The sequence below is a fragment of the Acidovorax sp. SRB_24 genome (genome assembly GCF_012931925.1).
The window spans coordinates 1-15,302 of record NZ_MWOM01000084.1 but is presented as its reverse complement, the minus strand read 5'-3'; the positions used below and the strand labels follow the sequence as shown (position 1 = coordinate 15,302).

At 62.2% G+C, this 15,302-nt stretch carries 15 protein-coding genes and 2 pseudogenes; 8 read left to right on the top strand and 9 right to left on the bottom strand.

The annotated features are described in order from the left end of the window. Positions 1-46 precede the first annotated feature (46 nt). From B2J89_RS19030 to B2J89_RS19010, 5 genes are all read right to left on the bottom strand, one after another. Positions 47-280 carry a hypothetical protein gene (locus tag B2J89_RS19030; protein ID WP_169170491.1) on the bottom strand — a complete coding sequence of 78 codons (234 nt, stop codon included), beginning with the start codon at positions 278-280 and terminating at the stop codon, positions 47-49. An 81-nt stretch (positions 281-361) separates the two neighbouring features. Next, entirely contained in the window at positions 362-1,318 is a 957-nt protein-coding gene (locus B2J89_RS19025) for an SMP-30/gluconolactonase/LRE family protein (RefSeq protein ID WP_169170490.1), read from the bottom strand. Positions 1,319-1,467: 149 nt separating this feature from the next. Continuing rightward, a complete protein-coding gene (gene amt / locus B2J89_RS19020) occupies positions 1,468-2,916 on the bottom strand; it encodes an ammonium transporter (protein WP_169170489.1) in 1,449 nt (482 codons plus the stop codon). A gap of 38 nt (positions 2,917-2,954) precedes the next feature. Continuing rightward, positions 2,955-3,293, bottom strand: coding sequence for a P-II family nitrogen regulator (gene glnK / locus B2J89_RS19015; protein ID WP_169170488.1), 339 nt, complete (start codon positions 3,291-3,293; stop codon positions 2,955-2,957). A gap of 48 nt (positions 3,294-3,341) precedes the next feature. Then, the gene (locus tag B2J89_RS19010; protein ID WP_169170487.1) at positions 3,342-4,073 is read right to left on the bottom strand and encodes a TorF family putative porin; all 732 of its coding nucleotides are present in this window, start codon (positions 4,071-4,073) and stop codon (positions 3,342-3,344) included. A 216-nt stretch (positions 4,074-4,289) separates the two neighbouring features. Between B2J89_RS19010 and B2J89_RS19005 the strand changes: the two are divergent. Continuing rightward, positions 4,290-5,216 (top strand): annotated as a pseudogene (locus B2J89_RS19005) (YifB family Mg chelatase-like AAA ATPase); the annotation flags it as partial. A gap of 543 nt (positions 5,217-5,759) precedes the next feature. Here B2J89_RS19005 and B2J89_RS19000 read toward each other — a convergent pair. Beyond that, positions 5,760-6,167, bottom strand: coding sequence for a universal stress protein (locus B2J89_RS19000; RefSeq protein WP_169170486.1), 408 nt, complete (start codon positions 6,165-6,167; stop codon positions 5,760-5,762). Between B2J89_RS19000 and B2J89_RS18995 the strand changes: the two are divergent. The 7 genes and pseudogenes from B2J89_RS18995 to B2J89_RS18965 all read left to right on the top strand — a co-directional run. After that, a pseudogene (locus B2J89_RS18995) lies at positions 6,157-6,600 on the top strand (transposase); the annotation flags it as partial. The gene B2J89_RS19000 and the pseudogene B2J89_RS18995 overlap by 11 nt on opposite strands. A gap of 94 nt (positions 6,601-6,694) precedes the next feature. After that, positions 6,695-7,129: a hypothetical protein gene (locus B2J89_RS18990; RefSeq protein ID WP_169170485.1), complete on the top strand. Its 435-nt coding sequence runs from the start codon at positions 6,695-6,697 to the stop codon at positions 7,127-7,129. A gap of 150 nt (positions 7,130-7,279) precedes the next feature. Continuing rightward, positions 7,280-7,471: a hypothetical protein gene (locus B2J89_RS18985; RefSeq protein ID WP_169170484.1), complete on the top strand. Its 192-nt coding sequence runs from the start codon at positions 7,280-7,282 to the stop codon at positions 7,469-7,471. Positions 7,472-7,565: 94 nt separating this feature from the next. After that, on the top strand, positions 7,566-8,654 hold the full coding sequence (locus tag B2J89_RS18980) for an SAVED domain-containing protein (protein ID WP_205763900.1): 1,089 nt from the start codon (positions 7,566-7,568) through the stop codon (positions 8,652-8,654). Between the two features lie 13 nt (positions 8,655-8,667). Beyond that, positions 8,668-9,897 (top strand): nucleotidyltransferase, encoded by a 1,230-nt coding sequence (locus B2J89_RS18975; RefSeq protein WP_169170482.1) that lies wholly within the window; start codon positions 8,668-8,670, stop codon positions 9,895-9,897. Continuing rightward, a complete protein-coding gene (locus B2J89_RS18970; protein ID WP_169170481.1) occupies positions 9,890-11,641 on the top strand; it encodes a ThiF family adenylyltransferase in 1,752 nt (583 codons plus the stop codon). Before B2J89_RS18975 ends, B2J89_RS18970 begins: the two co-directional genes overlap by 8 nt. A 100-nt stretch (positions 11,642-11,741) precedes the next feature. Further along, positions 11,742-12,110, top strand: a complete 369-nt coding sequence (locus B2J89_RS18965) for a Mov34/MPN/PAD-1 family protein (protein ID WP_371809102.1) — start codon at positions 11,742-11,744, stop codon at positions 12,108-12,110. A 16-nt stretch (positions 12,111-12,126) separates the two neighbouring features. Here B2J89_RS18965 and B2J89_RS18960 read toward each other — a convergent pair whose 3' ends face one another. The 3 genes from B2J89_RS18960 to istA all read right to left on the bottom strand — a co-directional run bounded on the left by B2J89_RS18960 (position 12,127) and on the right by istA (position 15,194). Next, the gene (locus B2J89_RS18960; RefSeq protein WP_169170480.1) at positions 12,127-12,684 is read right to left on the bottom strand and encodes an exonuclease; all 558 of its coding nucleotides are present in this window, start codon (positions 12,682-12,684) and stop codon (positions 12,127-12,129) included. A 190-nt stretch (positions 12,685-12,874) separates the two neighbouring features. Continuing rightward, complete coding sequence (gene istB / locus B2J89_RS18955; protein ID WP_169167868.1) at positions 12,875-13,678, bottom strand: IS21-like element ISThsp10 family helper ATPase IstB; 804 nt, start codon at positions 13,676-13,678, stop codon at positions 12,875-12,877. Beyond that, entirely contained in the window at positions 13,668-15,194 is a 1,527-nt protein-coding gene (gene istA / locus B2J89_RS18950) for an IS21 family transposase (protein ID WP_169167869.1), read from the bottom strand. Before istA ends, istB begins: the two co-directional genes overlap by 11 nt. Positions 15,195-15,302: the final 108 nt, after the last annotated feature.

Below are 15,302 nucleotides of genomic sequence, written 5' to 3'. Positions count from 1 at the left end.
CGGGTGGGCGGCGGCCGCAAAGCGCGGGCCGGCGCGCCCCGGGACTCTACTGCGCGAGCAGCGCGGCGCTGATCTGCGCTGCGTCCAGCACCGCGAACGTGCGGTTGTGCTGCGCCGTCAGCGGCCCGCCGCCGGGCACCAGCTCCGTGCCCTCGTAGCCCAGGGCCTTGAACTTCCACAGGCCGGAGATCCACTTGAGGTGGCCGACCGGCGCGCCGCTGGCCAGAAAGACCGCCACCACGCCGTCGTTCACGCGCCGCAAGCTCAGCAGTTCAGCCATGGCATGGGCCCTCCAGATTTCAAGTCCAATCGTGCTCTGACGCTGATGCAGCAATCGCTGGCAGCTCTCTTTTTTGACATGTCAAACCGGGTCTTGGGCCGCTGCAGCAGCGTCCTCGAACGCCTGCACCGGCAGGCCCGGCACGTCCACCGGCTGCGCCAGCGCCAGCACGCGGCCGGCCAGCGGCGTGCGTGCCAGTTCATCCTCCGGGCGGCCCTGGCGCGCCGTGGTGACGAACAGCGTGCGCCCCTCGGGCCCGCCCAGGCAGACCATGGTCGGGCAGGCCACGGGCGTGGCGATGCTCTGCAGCACCGCGCCCGCAGGCGAGAGCTGCAGCACGCGCGCGCCCTCGTACATCGCGCACCAGTAGTTGCCCTGCACATCGACGGCGGCGCCGTCGGGGCGTCCGCCGTACTGGCCTTCGCCCGGCTGCCAGCCCGCCGGCTTGGGCGCGAACTGGTGCAGCGTGCGCGCCGGTCCCAGCGCGTTGCGCTCGCCGTCCCAATCGCGCGCCTCGATGCGGTGCGTGGGCGTGTCGGCGCTGTAGAGCGTGCGCTGGTCGGGCGACCAGCCCAGGCCGTTGAGCGTGCCGGCGCCGCCCCACATGGGCCGCACCTGCGCCGGCCCGTGGCGCGCGTCGACGCAGTACATCGCCGCGTGCCCGCCACCGGGCCGCTCATCGCGCGTGCCGACCCAGAAGCGCCCGAACGGGTCGCACTTGCCGTCGTTGGCGCGCTCGTACGCCGGGTCGTAGGGCAGGCGCGCGATGCGGTGCAGCGCGCCGCCCCAGTGCGGCGCGCGGTAGATGCCGTCGCGCAGCGCGAGCACCCAGCCGCTGGCCTGGCCCGCGCTGCGCGCCGGCGCGATGCAGCCGGGCTCGGCCGGCAGCGGCCAGCGCTCGGTGGCGCCGCTCGCCGGGTCGGCGCGCAGCGCGGCGCGCCCGGCGATGTCGACCCAGTACAGGCGCTGCTCGCCGGCCTGCCAGAACGGCGACTCGCCCAGTTCGCAGACTTCACTGCCCACCACGTTCCATGCCATGTGCTTGCCCTCCTGCAGCCTTGCGCAGCCAACCATTATTCCCCGCACGGCCTGCCGCAGCGCTCTGCGGTCGGCCATCCAGGCCAAAGGCCCGCCGTGCAAGCAGGCCGGGCCTCGGGTGGGCGCCGGGTGCGGCGCCGCTGGCGTGCTCAGCGCGTGTAGGCGGTCTCGCCGTGCGAGGTGATGTCCAGGCCCTGGCGCTCTTCGTCTTCGGGCACGCGCAGGCCCAGCAGCAGGTCGGCCACCTTGTAGGCGACCACCGAGACCACGCCCGACCAGACGATGGTCAGCAGCACGCTCTGGACCTGGACCCAGACCTGCGCGCCCATCGCAAAGCTCTCGGGCGTGGGGCCGCCGGTACCGCCCAGGCCTTGCGCGGCAAACACGCCGGTCAGCAGCGCGCCGACGATGCCGCCCACGCCGTGCACGCCAAACACATCGAAGGCGTCGTCGGCCCCGAGCATCTTCTTGAGCCCGCCCACACCCCACAGGCAGACCAGGCCCGCGACCAGACCGATCACGAGCGAGCCCATCGGGCCGACAAAGCCGGCCGCCGGCGTTACCGCCACCAGGCCGGCGACCGCGCCCGAGGCTGCGCCCAGCATCGAGGCCTTGCCCTTGTGCAGCGCTTCGCCCGCCAGCCACGAGAGCGTGGCCGCCGCCGTGGCCAGCAGGGTGTTGATGAACGCCAGGCCGGCGGCGCCATTGGCCGCGCCCGCCGAGCCGGCGTTGAAGCCGAACCAGCCCACCCACAAGAGCGACGCGCCCACCATGGTCAGCGTCAGGCTGTGCGGTGTCAGCGCCTCCTTGCCGAAGCCGATGCGCTTGCCGACCAGGTAGGCGCCCACCAGGCCGGCGACACCGGCGTTGATGTGCACCACGGTGCCGCCGGCAAAGTCGAGCGCGCCGTGCTTGGCCAGCAGGCCGCCGCCCCAGACCATGTGCGCGATCGGGATGTAGCTGAAGCTGAACCACAGCACGGCAAACAGCAGCACGGCGGCAAACTTCATGCGCTCGGCAAACGAGCCGACGATCAGCGCCACGGTGATGGCGGCAAAGGTGGACTGGAAGGCGACGAACACGTACTCGGGAATGGTCGGCAGCGCGCCCGAGAGCGTGTCGGGCGCCATGCCCTTCAAGAACACCTTACTGAAGTCGCCGAAGAAGCGCCCCTCGCCGCCAAAGGCCAGGCTGTAGCCGTACAGCGCCCACAGCACGCTGACCAGCGCAAAGACCACGAACACCTGCACCAGCACCGACAGCATGTTCTTCGAGCGCGCGAGGCCCCCATAGAACAGCGCCAGGCCCGGAAGGGCCATCAGGATCACGAGCAGCGTGGAGGTCAGCATCCAGGCGGTGTCGCCCGAGTCGAGCTTGGGCGTGGGCGCGGGCGCGGCCGGCGCGGCCACGGCAGCCTCGGCGCCGGGCGCGGGCATGGCGGCAGCGGGCGTACCGGCAACGGGCGCCGCGCCGGCATCGGCGGGGGCCACGGCGGCAGCGGCGGCCGGTTCGGTCGGCGCCGCGGTCTGCGCCAGCGTGGCGGCAGCGCTGCACACCATCGTCAGGGCCAGGGCATAGGAGAGAAGTCGGGGTTTCATGGCAAGGCCTCGCATTCGGTGGAAGGGTGGGGAGGTGCTCAGACGGCAGCGCTGCCGGTCTCGCCGGTGCGGATGCGCACCACCTGCTCCAGATTGGTCACGAAGATCTTGCCGTCGCCGATCTTGCCGGTGCGCGCGGCGGTCTCGATGGCCTCGATGACGCGCTCGGCGAGTTCGTCGGGCACGGCGGCCTCGATCTTCACCTTGGGCAGAAAGTCGACCACGTATTCGGCGCCACGGTAGAGCTCGGTGTGGCCCTTTTGCCGGCCAAAGCCCTTGACCTCAGTCACCGTGATGCCTTGCACGCCGATGTCCGAGAGCGCCTCGCGCACCTCGTCGAGCTTGAAGGGCTTGATGATGGCAGTCACCATTTTCATTTGGAGATCCTCCGAAAAAGGGCGGCGCTGCCGCCCGGGTGGATGGGGTTACAACGTCTTGGTCAGCGAGACCACCAGCCGCGCCTTGTTGCCGTCGCCAAAGAACGCCTTGTGGTTGGCGCCCACCACCGCGGCGCCGAGCGCGAGGCCGCCGCCGAAGTCGTAGGCGCCGCCCACGCTGTAGTCCACGTAGTGCGGCACGCCCTGGCGGTGGATGTCGCCGGCGAAGTGCGTGTAGCCGACCGCGGCCTTGAGCGTGGTCTGGGGCGCGATCTCGTGGGCATAGGCGAGGTTCAGGTAACCGGTGTTGCGCCCTTTGAGGCCCGAGCCCGCCTGCGCGCCGGCCCAGTTGAAATAGTCCCTGGACACGGCGTGCGAGTACTTGGCCGTGAGCGGCCCGAAGCTCGCCGCGCCGTAGAGCTCGGTGGTGTTGCCATGGTGGTTGCCGGGGTAGACATAGGTCAGCGCGCCCAGGTCCAGGTCCATGCCGCCGGCCTTGAATTTGTAGCCGCCGTAGAGGTCGGCTTCGAGCGAGTTGCCGGACAGCCAGTCCACGCTGGAGTTCCAGTTGCCCACATACCAGCCCGTGTCGCCGAACGCGTAGTCGAAGCCGCCCTGCAGCGCCGGCTTGACGGCGCGCTGCCGCGACGTGTCCTGGTCCTGCCCGCGGAATTTGTAGTTGCTGGTCAGGCCCAAGTTGGCGGTGAGCTGGGCACTGGCGAACAGCGGCAGGGCGGCGGCAAGGGCAAGGCCGAAGGTCATGGCGGGGCTGCGGATCATGGTTTCTCCTGGTGGACGGGGTGGGGACGGCCTGTTTAAGCACGGACCGTGCCATGCCGTTTGCGCCCCCGCGCCGGCGTGTGCGCCCCGATGGCGCGCTGCACAGCAGGTACATTGGCGGGGCCTGCCGGCGCGGCGCGCACCCTGCTGGTGCACGGCGCGCTCCGGGCTCCCGCGCGACCGCCACAACGCACTGATCTGGGGAGAAACACGCTCATGAGTCTTGCTCTGGTGCAAAGCCGCGCCCTGCTGGGGCTGCAGGCCCCGCCCGTCACCGTCGAGGTGCATCTGGCCAACGGCCTGCCCAGCTTCACGCTGGTCGGCCTGGCCGATGTGGAGGTCAAGGAGGCGCGCGAGCGCGTGCGCTCGGCGCTGCAGAACGCGGGGCTGGAGTTTCCGCACAACAAGCGCATCACGGTCAACCTGGCGCCGGCCGACCTGCCCAAGGACTCGGGGCGCTTTGACCTGCCGATCGCGCTCGGCATCCTGGCCGCGAGCGGGCAGATCGACGGCGCGCGCCTGGCGGGCTACGAGTTCGCCGGTGAGTTGTCACTGTCGGGCGAGCTGCGCCCGGTGCGCGGTGCGCTGGCCACCAGCCTGGCGCTGCGCAACGGCCAGGTTGCGGCGCAGCTGGTGCTGCCCCCGGGCAGCGCCGAAGAAGCCGCCCTGGTGCCCGAGGCCCAGGTCTGGCGCGCGCGCCACCTGCTCGATGTGGTGCGCCAGTTCCTGCCGCCGGGCAGCGGCGCAGCCGATGGCCCGGCCGATGCGCCACCGGACGGCGGCTGGGCGCGCCTGTCGGCCCAGCCGCTGCAGGCCACGGGCAGCTATGCCGACCTGGCCGACGTCAAGGGCCAGGCCGGTGCCAAGCGCGCGCTGGAGATCGCCGCCGCCGGCAACCACAGCCTGCTGCTCGTGGGGCCGCCGGGCTCGGGCAAGTCCATGCTGGCGCAGCGCTTTGCCGGCGTGCTGCCCGCCATGACCGTCGACGAGGCGCTCGAGAGCGCGGCCGTGGCGAGCCTCACGGGCCGCTTTGCGCTGTCGCACTGGGCGCTGCGCCCGACCTGCAGCCCGCACCACACGGCCAGCGCAGTGGCGCTGGTGGGTGGCGGCTCGCCGCCGCGCCCGGGCGAGATCTCGCTCGCTGGTTACGAACAATAAAGTGCTGACCCGAGCCAATAAGTGCTGTTCTGATCGCTGTGTGTCAAACAGTCCTGTGCTGGATGGTCCAAAAACAGGTCCGCAAGACGACAAATAGTTCTGTTCTCCGACTCAGCCGCAGAAAGAGGTCCTCTTTTGCGCCAAGGACCGCCATCTTGTCCCTGAGCGCACCTCGGGTGCTCAAAAACTCGCTCTACCTGTCAAAGTGCCCCAAATGCCTGTTTTTCTAACAATAAGTTCTGCCCTCAAAACCTGACTACCAATAAAGTCCTGTCCTGACAAAGAAAGGCAACGGAGACGGCCAAATTCCAAGTCACGATGCGCCGCTCTCCTTGGTTTCAATCAACTCGCTGCGGCGACAACCGATTACTCGTGGACAGCCATTTGTATAGAAACCAAGGGTTTCCATGACGGCGATACCCTCACCTGTGTCAGCTCTCTAACGGACCGGGGCATCTTCAAAATCCGTCTTGCAGGCATTGATGCCTCTGAGGGTGGCTCAACTAGGTAATGGTGTCACTTCACGTGTCAGCACGTGTGAAGCGACGGCGCTAACATCACAGCGCATGGTGCATGGCTAATGACTTCCTGCTCCACCGAGCCGACAAAGCGCTGCGCAAGAGTCGAACGTTGATGATGTCCAAGTACGACGATGTCCGCGCCAATCTCCTGTGCCTGCAGAACGATTTGTTCCGCCGGTACCCCCTCAGCCAGATGAAACTCAACAGGCACAGCGGCTCGCAAGGCGGTCGGCTCCAAGTCCCGCAGCATCTGCCATGTGTAACGGCGCTCGGCCTCGAGCTCCACGTCCGGACGCTTTTGCCGCAGGTCAATAACTGCGAGCGCGTGAAGATTAGAGGGTGTGCAGCAATTTGTGTAAACGGCCAATCCACCGCAAGCTAGAGCCTGCTTATCCGTAAGCACAATGGCATCCAAGAAGCACGAAGTACCCCAAGAACTGCTGGCCAGCCTGTTGGCCGACTACAAGAAGCCTGAAGACCTCATTGGCGAGAACGGCCTGCTCAAGCAACTGACCAAGCTGCTCGTCGAGAAGGCACTCGACGCGGAGCTGACAGAACACCTTGGTCACGAACGCCATAAAGCCGTCGCCAACGCCAGCGGCAACACCCGCCACGGCAAGAGCAGGAAGACCCTCAAGGGCGATTTCGGCGACCTGCCTATCGAAGTGCCACGCGACCGCCATGGCAGCTTCGAGCCCCAGCTCATCCCCAAGCACCAAACCCGCTGGGCGGGCTTCGACGACAAAATCATCTCGCTGTACGCCCGCGGCATGACGGTGCGCGAGATTCAAAGCCACCTGCAGGAGATGTACGGCGCCGAAGTCTCGCCCAGCCTGATTTCATCAATACCTATGCTACACGGAAATGTACAGGAATAGATGGTCTATGATTTCGAACGCGGGTCTGAACCTTGACGGCATCAATAGTTTTTGAGAGCAGAAAATGGCATCTACAGCTTTGGCAGATTGGGAGAAAGTAGACGCTGCGAAGCCCGCCGTTGAAGTGGTTTCATCCCAGGCAACTTACAACAGCACCTCTCTTTTTTTTGATGTTTGGCGCCTCTATATGCACGCCCCCTTGTGGGTTCAAGTGACCATTTTGGTGTTCATTTTGGCGCTACTGGGTGTCATTTTGTCTGATATGGTTGAGAGAAAAAGGAACAAAACCCGGCTGATGCAAGCTTACGAAAACTGGCTAACCTGGCCAACAATGGAAGAGTACATAAAGCGGTATCCCGAAACTCGAACTAAGCGTGGCGTGGTCTGCAAAAACTGCAGTTCGGGCTACATTCGCAACACCAGCTTTGGTGGGCTGGCTCTTCAGCGCGTAGTTGCATGCAAATCATGCAACGAGACCATGTATCGGTTGCCGGTTTGACGCTGATATGGATGATGAAGTCACCCACCGCTAGCAACGTAAGCGACTTGTTTGTTGCTTTCACCGATTAAATCCCCAGAACTTACTGCGTGTGTAGCGTGATTGGCACGTTTTGCGAATGACAGGTTCTTTTTTGCCTCAACGACCGCAATGAGCCCGCTGCTGTCGTTCAGCTTCTACGTGCAGACGTCGGCTTTGCAGCGTTTGCAGTCGATTGAGGCTCAAGCTTATGCGGCTGCAATGGGGCCAGAAGCTGCCGCTGGCCATTACTCAAATATCCCGCTGGTTGACCCTCTTCAGACAACCCATGCCCTTATGATGAAAATCGTAGGGCATATGTAGAAGCAGGAAGTGCCCAACGCTTTCGGCCGCCATGAACGCTCGGCCGGCCTGCAGACACAAATATTTAGGGAGTGCCGTGGTCTGGCTCAAAAAAATGATTGAGGTTCTGGTGGCCTACTACACCAGAACTAGACGCCCTGTCTACTTGGTGATGGGCATGTGCGTGAGCCTGCTGGCAATGGTCCTTGGCTTCAGCTTCGACGCGAGTTGGCGGTGGCAAACTGAAGCTGGCGTCGAAGAGCTAAAAGTCGGGACATCAGGTGGCGCGGGAGTAGTTGGCGACGTTGTTGGGTGGGCTGCGGTCGTGATTTTTGTCATCTGCGCAGGCATTATCATTTTTGAATTGGTGCGGGACTTCCGCGCGGCAAATCGCAAGCGTGTCATATGCGTGGAATTGCGCGGCTTGGTCGACACCACCGCCACCCCTCTTAAAAACGCCATTCCTCCCAAGTACATCGGCCGCCGTGAAGATTGCTTGGTCAATGTCCGCGACTATCTGACCGGCACGCCACCGAACGTACAGGCAGCTATTTCGACCCTGAGCCTCATTCCTGAGCAAGTTCGCCTTCGCTGCGGCGACACCATTCAGGCGGATGTGACGGTTGTCGCAGGAGGCATCTTGCAGGTACCGCTCCTGTTTTACGCAGGCATGCTTCTCAACGACGGAGGAAGCAAAGAGTTCTTTGATTGGGAGCGCACTCGGCACGCGTGGCATGAGCTAGCGGGCATCGACGATGACGACCGGTTCGAAGCGTTGAACACGGACGTGCTGGTTGAAGGTACCGAAGAGGTAGTGCTGGCTGTTTCAGTGTCTTACCGCATCCGAGAAGCGCATCTCAAGAACACTTTCGACACAACTCCAGTCGTTCGGCTTCAGCTACCCAACTCAGCCTTGAATGACCTCTGGTCTAAAGAAAAGCAGGTTGCCCTGCTGGACCAGTTCCTCAAGGCCATCAGCAAGCTTTCGGACCGGGGCATCAAGCGGATTCATCTTGTGCTTGCGGCACCAGCAAGCCTTTCGCTTCGCATCGGCTCGGCCTACGACCGGAACATGCCAGAGGTGCTTGTTTATCAGTTCGAACCACAGCAACCTCTTTGCTATCCGTGGAGCGTTGCAATGCCTCGTGCTGAGGGAGCGCAGGCTCAATTTGTCTCGACTCAACAACTCGTGCACCAACCCTGACTTAGGAAAAGCCATGACGACGAACCCGATTTCGCTTTCGAAGAATGTCATCGCAATGCTGGACGCTCGGAAAGACGAGCTCCAGTGGGAGAAATTCATCATCGGCATGCTGTCCAAACTGGAGCTGCCCGAGGAGAAGCGGGCGAAAGCCATCAAGAAGTACGAGGACCTTCAAAAGCACATTGCCAAGAAGCTTCATGTTGACGAGACAACCGTCCACATCGTTGTCCAAGGCTCGATGAAGACCCAAACCACCATCGCCAATTACGGGAACACGAAGTTTGACTTGGACATTGTGGTCAAGCTGTCGTCACCAAAGTACGCGAACCTTCGGGAATCGGAGCAGTTTTTCCAGGACTTCGGAGACTCGCTTAAAGGCGTTGACGGAGCCGGAGACCCTTCGGCGAAGAGCCGTTGCTGGCGACTCCAATACCCCAACGAAAGCTTCTACTTCGACGTCACGCCGGCCATCCCCACCAGCCACCAATTCACTGGTACTGAGCTCCGGGTGCGTGATCCTGAAACCATTTGGAATCCCTCCAACCCAGAGGATTTTGCGGACTGGTTCTGCGACATCGCCAACAAACGCTTCCGTTTCCAAGAAGGCGATGCTATCGCGAAGAGCATGGCCCTGGAAGACTTCAAAGCCGACCCCGTCCCAATTGAACCCATCCGCATTGACGACATCCTGCGCCGTACTGTCCAGTTGCTAAAGCTGCATCGCGATAACTACTACCGGGGCAAGCCAGATGAGCGCCGCGCATCCATGCCCATCTCTGTGATTCTGGTCACCTTGGCCGCAACCGCGTACGACGAGATGGTGACCAAAGAGAAACAGACGTTCACCAGCGCCATTGAAGTCGCTCTGGAGGTGGCGGACCGATTGCCCAACTACATTCAGTACGTAACCGGTATGTACTCTGTGATGAACCCGGCCTTGCCAACCAAAAATGGCGAAAACTTCGCGGAGCGTTGGAACAAGGACGACGGCGCCCGTAGGAACGAGTTTCATGGCTGGCACGCCCAGCTCAAGAAGGACCTTGAGGCCCTTTTCTCCGACGAGCACACCAAGAAGGGTGAACAGAACATTCAGAACGTCTTCGGGGACCATGGCGTGAAGGCTTGGCGCGCAGGCCTGCAGGCCACCGGTGCCCTTGGTGGCTTGCTCGGCGCGCTGCCTGCAGAACCCCGCTCTAACCCCACCCGCCCTATCCCAGCCGGCTCTAAGGACCAACTTGCCTGACCCTGCACCGCAGGCTGCAAGCCTATTTGAAAAAGCCAAGAACGCGGTTGCTGATTGGCTGGAGGGAGTTGGGACGGATTTTGCGGTTCGGGAGACATCTCCTGGGAGCCTGACGAAGCTCTACAGCTGGAGGCTGGCAGAATTTCGCGAAGGGCTGAAAGCCCGGCTTGTTCTGCCCCGTGATTTCCCCGCCACGCCTGCTCAGGTCTACATCAGCAAGGAGCTGTGCTTGTTGTTGCCTCACGTTGAGGAGGACGGGCGTGTCTGCCACAGCGTAAAGCCTAAACCAGGTGACTACGACAGCCCGGCGTACGCGGTCGGTGACGTACTGAAGGACTTCCAACGGTTCGTTGACGCCTGCAGGGATGCCGACTGGGTGGATACAGAGTTTCATTCGGAGCGAACTGCTTACTGGATACGGTTTTCTGACGCGATGCGTGTTCGGCATCAGCTGAACACTCCGAGGCAAATTCGCGTCGCCGTAGACGCATTCGACCGGTACATCAACGGTGACTTGGCCCTCTATCGGCGCCAACCTCCGAGCAAACGAGCCAATGTTGCACTTGCGACCGTAGGCAAGGTCGATGCGAACGTGTTGTCGCATCGTCATGGCTGGGCACGCGGGGCGTACCAGAAGGGCCACACGCTATTTGTTCGAATGCCGGATGAGGCGAGATGGACACCCAGTACATGGGCACGCTCTTTTGGCGAGCTTCAGACGCTGATAGAGGGCTGGACAGCGCAAGAGGTCGAGCTGTCCAAATGGCTGAAGGATAAGCAAGACGGCAAAGCGCACCCTTACCTTATCGTCCTGGTCCAAGGCCCTGCCACATTTGGCTACTACCTTCTGCCGCCACCTGTGCCCGGTTTGACTGAGCCAAATGTGGTGCCAGTTAAGGTTGAACGGGTCGATGCTGATTGGGGGCTGGCCCGCGACCATCAGCTTCCGGCCCTTCACAACCGCAGGACCAAACGGGTGCTGCTTCTGGGCTGCGGCTCGCTTGGCTCTCCCATCGCAGAGTTGCTTGCGCGTGCGGGCGTTGGCTATTTGAGCCTAGTCGACATGCAAACCTTTAAGCCTGAAAACACGTCCAGACATGTACTTGGGTACTCCTCTGCGGACAGCTTCAAGGCGGTGGAACTTGCGCTGCAGTTGCGCAAAGAAGTGCCAGGCTTAAAAGTAGATGGCCGCACAGCTATCGCTGCCAACTTCGTGGAAGCTACGGTCACCAAAGAACAGTTCGACCTTGTCATCGACTGCACTGGAGAGAGTGCTGTGCGCGTCCTACTGAGTCGATTGGCCGTGGGCCTGCTGTCCAACACGCCGGTAGCCATGGTTTGGGCGGAGCCGATGTGCGCCGCTGGCCATTTGGTCTGGATTAACGCTGGTGACTCCTGGCCGCAATCTGACCCAGCGGACGAAGCCGTCAACATCGCGACGTGGAACGCTGACACTGCAGTTCGACTTCCTGCTTGTGGTGTCAGTTTCCATCCCTACGGAGCTTCCGACATCTGGCAAATTGCCGCCTTCTGCTGCGAGCGACTGCTCAGTCACATCGATGGAACTCAGGCATCGTCTACGGTCTGGACATGGGCGAGAGGCACCAAGTTCTTCGAGGAACTCGGCGACCTGGCTGTTCCAGGTCCGTTGGTACCAGTGACCGATTACAAGCATGACAGCGGCACCTTCCAACGCGACTTCGCGTCTTTAACCCGAGCCGCGCGAGAAGGCCAAATTGCTTAATTTCAGGCTCATCCCCGGAGCAGGTTGCCTGAACTTTACCTCGAACGTCCTAGGCCTCTTTGAGGCAAATGTTCAAAGGGGTTGCGGCCGCAACGAAACAGTGGGCCAGCTCTATGCCAGGGACCTGACAACGACTGACATAGTCATCGAACATGCTACCGTCTTGCCACCCGTCTCGGCAAGCCGCACTGGCGTGCGTTTCAATACCTATCAGGCCTTTGCTGAGCGGGTGAGGCTTTTCGAGAACGGCTTGCACTGTGTCGGTCTTTGGCACACACATCCAGTGTCGACGCCTGAGCCTTCAATGAACGATGAACTCTTAGCAGCGAACTATGCGCGCGCTGCAGCTGAAGACTTGTCCGGGATTGTGTTTGTCATCTTGGGAACCAAGCCCTTCCCGCAAGGAATTGGGGTCTGGTTTCACGACCAAAAGTCGCTGAGACGGCTTACGGCCGAGGCCAGCCGATGAGGGCCTGATGGCCCAGTCAAGACCGGCTCTTGCGATTCTGCTGAAGCATGTTGCAGAACATAGCTCCTTGTTCTAGCGCATCGCTCAATGCCACATGTAAGTGAGGCAAGTCGTCGAACCACTCCTTGGGCATGTGCTTTTTGCTGCTGGCTGCGTAGTCAACGCGTAGCTCCGCCATGGCAAAAGAACGGACATCGAGCGCCGAGAAGCCAAACGGGCTGCTCCCGGTAAACCTGATGAGATACCAGTACACGAACAGAAAGTCGAAGCCCGCAGGATAGGCGACAAACACAGGCCTACCGCCTAGGCCTTTAATCCATTCAACATACCGAACCATCGCTGCACTTGGAGCCTCAAGATTGCTGCGGCATGCTGCCCATGCTTCCGGATGCTTCGCCCACCACTCCAGGGTGTCAGGGTCACCTTTAGCATCGGCTAGCGTTTCAAGATTGGCTTGGAACGTTCCGAGCAACTGCTTATCTCCGGTAAAAGCGGCAGAGCCAAAGCTGAGCAGCGAATTGGGACCTGGTATTGGCCCATCTGTCTCAACGTCGGTGCTTATGTAGATTTCCATGGATGAAGAAAGCCGTGCCAATTTGAAGGATAGGTTGGGTGCCTCCGGGGCAGCCTACCTTATCCAATAGACTGAAGTCCCGTTTATCCCATTTTCTGGTTCCGCAGTCAGTCGAAATGTTGATTTCCACGCAAACCTGACCCACCATTTCCATCGCGATCTGACCCACCCTTTTGCGTGAACTCGATGCTCACGTTGTGGATAAGTTCTTGGCTGTCTTCTCCTTCTTGGTGGTCTGTGGTGGTTGTTGTGCCGAGCTGTTCTTGAACCGGAAGCTATCGTTGCCGGTCTCCAGAATATGGCAGTGATGCGTGAGCCGGTCCAGCAGGGCCGTGGTCATCTTCGCGTCTCCGAACACACTGGCCCATTCGCTGAAGCTCAGGTTGGTGGTGATCACGACGCTGGTGCGCTCGTACAGTTTGGACAACAGATGGAACAGCAACGCGCCCCCTGAAGCACTGAACGGCAGGTAACCCAGTTCATCGAGGATCACCAAGTCAGCGTAGGCCAGGCGGTGGGCCAACTGTCCGCTCTTGCCGTTGGCCTTCTCCTCCTCCAATGCATTGACCAACTCCACGGTGGAGAAGAACCGCACCCTGCGACGATGGTGCTCAATGGCTTGCACCCCGAGGGCTGTGGCGATGTGGGTCTTGCCCGTACCCGGCCCACCCACCAGCACCACATTGTTAGCGTTCTCCAGGAACTCGCACCGATGCAACTGCCGCACCAGAGCTTCGTTCACCTCGCTGTGGCCGAAGTCAAAGCCAGCCAGGTCTCGGTACGCAGGGAACCTGGCCACCTTCAACTGGTAGGCCACCGAGCGCACTTCCCGCTCGGCGGTCTCAGCCTTGAGCAGCTGGGACAGGATCGGCTGGGCGGCCTCGAAGGCCGGAGCGCCTTGTTCGGCCAGTTCCGCAACAGCCTGGGCCATGCCATGCATCTTGAGCTCGCGCAGCATGATCACGATGGAAGCGATGGCAGGGTCATGACGCATAGCGCACCTCCCTCAATTGGTCGTAGCGAAGCACATTGGCCTGGGGTTCCACCGCCAGCTTGAGGGCCTGCGGCGATGTGACCGGTGCTGGAGCGGGCTTACCATCCAGCAGGCGGTGCAGCACGTTCAGGATGTGGGTCTTGCTGGCAGCTCCCGACTCCAGGGCCAGCTCCACTGCAGCGAGCACAGCCTGTTCGTCGTGGTGCAGCACCAGTGCCAGTACCTCCACCATCTCCCGGTCGCCGCCGGGTTGCTTGAGCAAGGTGGCCTGCAGTCGCTTGAAGGCCGCTGGCAGTTCCAGGAAGGGAGCTCCATTGCGCAAGGCGCCGGGCTTGCGCTGCAGCACTGCCAGGTAGTGGCGCCAGTCGTACACGGTCTGACCCGCACCATGGTGGTTACGCTCGATCAGGCGCTGGTGCTCGCACACGATCTGGCCTTCGGCGGCAATCACCAGGCGATCCGCGTAGACCCGCAGGCTCACCGGCCGATTGGCATACGGCGCCGGGACGCTGTAGCGATTGCGCTCGAAGTGGACCAGGCAGGTGGGCGAGACTCGCTTGGTGTGCTCCACAAAGCCATCGAAGGGCCGGGGCATCGGCATCAAGGCTGCCTTCTCTTGAGCCCAGACATCCGCGACGGTGCCCGGCAGCTTGCCGTGCTCGATCGCGTGCCACAGCGCCACGCAGCGCTCTTCAAGCCAGGCATTGAGATCGGGCAGGCTTGCGAATGGCGGCACCACCTGCCACAGGCGATGGCGGGCATCGCGCACGTTCTTCTCCACCTGGCCCTTCTCCCAGCCAGAAGCGGGGTTGCAGAACTCTGCCTCGAACAGGAAGTGGCTGACCATGGCCGCAAAGCGCGCATTAACGTCGCGCTCCTTGCCACGGCGCACCCGGTCTACGGCGGTGCGCATGTTGTCGTAGATGCCACGACGGGGCACGCCACCCAGGACTGCGAATGCATGGTTGTGGGCATCGAACAGCATCTCGTGCGTCTGCAGTGGGTAGGCGCGCAGGTAGAACGCTCGGCTGTGGCTGAGCTTGAAGTGGGCTACCTGCAGCTTGGTGCGCACGCCGGCGAGAAAAGCCCAGTCCTCGCTCCAGTCGAACTGGAAGGCCTCACCCGGGCCGAAGGCCAGGGGCACGAAGGTGCCGCGGCCAGTGGTCTGCTGGGCCAAAAGGCGCTGCTCGTGCCAGAGGCGGGCAAAGGCCGCAACGCGGTTGTAGGAGCCCGGATAGCCCAGGGCCTGCAGATCCACGTACATCTGCTTGACGGTGCGCCGCTGCTTGCGGGATCGGCCAGCTTCCGTCTTGAGCCAGCCGGCGAGCTTCAAGGCGAAGGGATCGAGCTTGGATGGACTGATCCGCTTGGCATAGTGCGGCTCGGCCTCGCCAGCGCGCAGGTACTTGCGGATGGTGTTGCGCGAGAGGCCCGTGCGGCGGGCGATCTCCCGGATGGACAGCTGCTCTCGCAGGGCCCAGCGCCTGATGACACTCAGTGTTGCCACGTCTATCACTCCTGGTCTCCTGCTGCTTAACAAAGCAGCAGGTTAGGGTTAGTACGTGGATCAGATTTAGATGGAAATCCTGGGGGTTAGTGGGTCACTTCTGCGTGGAAATCAACA

Excerpts from the sequence above, each read along its gene's own strand:
- B2J89_RS19025 (WP_169170490.1), bottom strand. The coding sequence starts at position 1,318 with ATGGCATGGAACGTGGTGGGCAGTGAAGTCTGCGAACTGGGCGAGTCG.
- glnK (WP_169170488.1), bottom strand. The coding sequence starts at position 3,293 with ATGAAAATGGTGACTGCCATCATCAAGCCCTTCAAGCTCGACGAGGTG.
- B2J89_RS18980 (WP_205763900.1), top strand. The coding sequence starts at position 7,566 with ATGATTGAGGTTCTGGTGGCCTACTACACCAGAACTAGACGCCCTGTC.
- B2J89_RS18985 (WP_169170484.1), top strand. The coding sequence starts at position 7,280 with ATGAGCCCGCTGCTGTCGTTCAGCTTCTACGTGCAGACGTCGGCTTTG.
- B2J89_RS18990 (WP_169170485.1), top strand. The coding sequence starts at position 6,695 with ATGGCATCTACAGCTTTGGCAGATTGGGAGAAAGTAGACGCTGCGAAG.
- amt (WP_169170489.1), bottom strand. The coding sequence starts at position 2,916 with ATGAAACCCCGACTTCTCTCCTATGCCCTGGCCCTGACGATGGTGTGC.
- B2J89_RS18975 (WP_169170482.1), top strand. The coding sequence starts at position 8,668 with ATGACGACGAACCCGATTTCGCTTTCGAAGAATGTCATCGCAATGCTG.
- B2J89_RS18960 (WP_169170480.1), bottom strand. The coding sequence starts at position 12,684 with ATGGAAATCTACATAAGCACCGACGTTGAGACAGATGGGCCAATACCA.
- B2J89_RS19010 (WP_169170487.1), bottom strand. The coding sequence starts at position 4,073 with ATGATCCGCAGCCCCGCCATGACCTTCGGCCTTGCCCTTGCCGCCGCC.
- istB (WP_169167868.1), bottom strand. The coding sequence starts at position 13,678 with ATGCGTCATGACCCTGCCATCGCTTCCATCGTGATCATGCTGCGCGAG.
- B2J89_RS19030 (WP_169170491.1), bottom strand. The coding sequence starts at position 280 with ATGGCTGAACTGCTGAGCTTGCGGCGCGTGAACGACGGCGTGGTGGCG.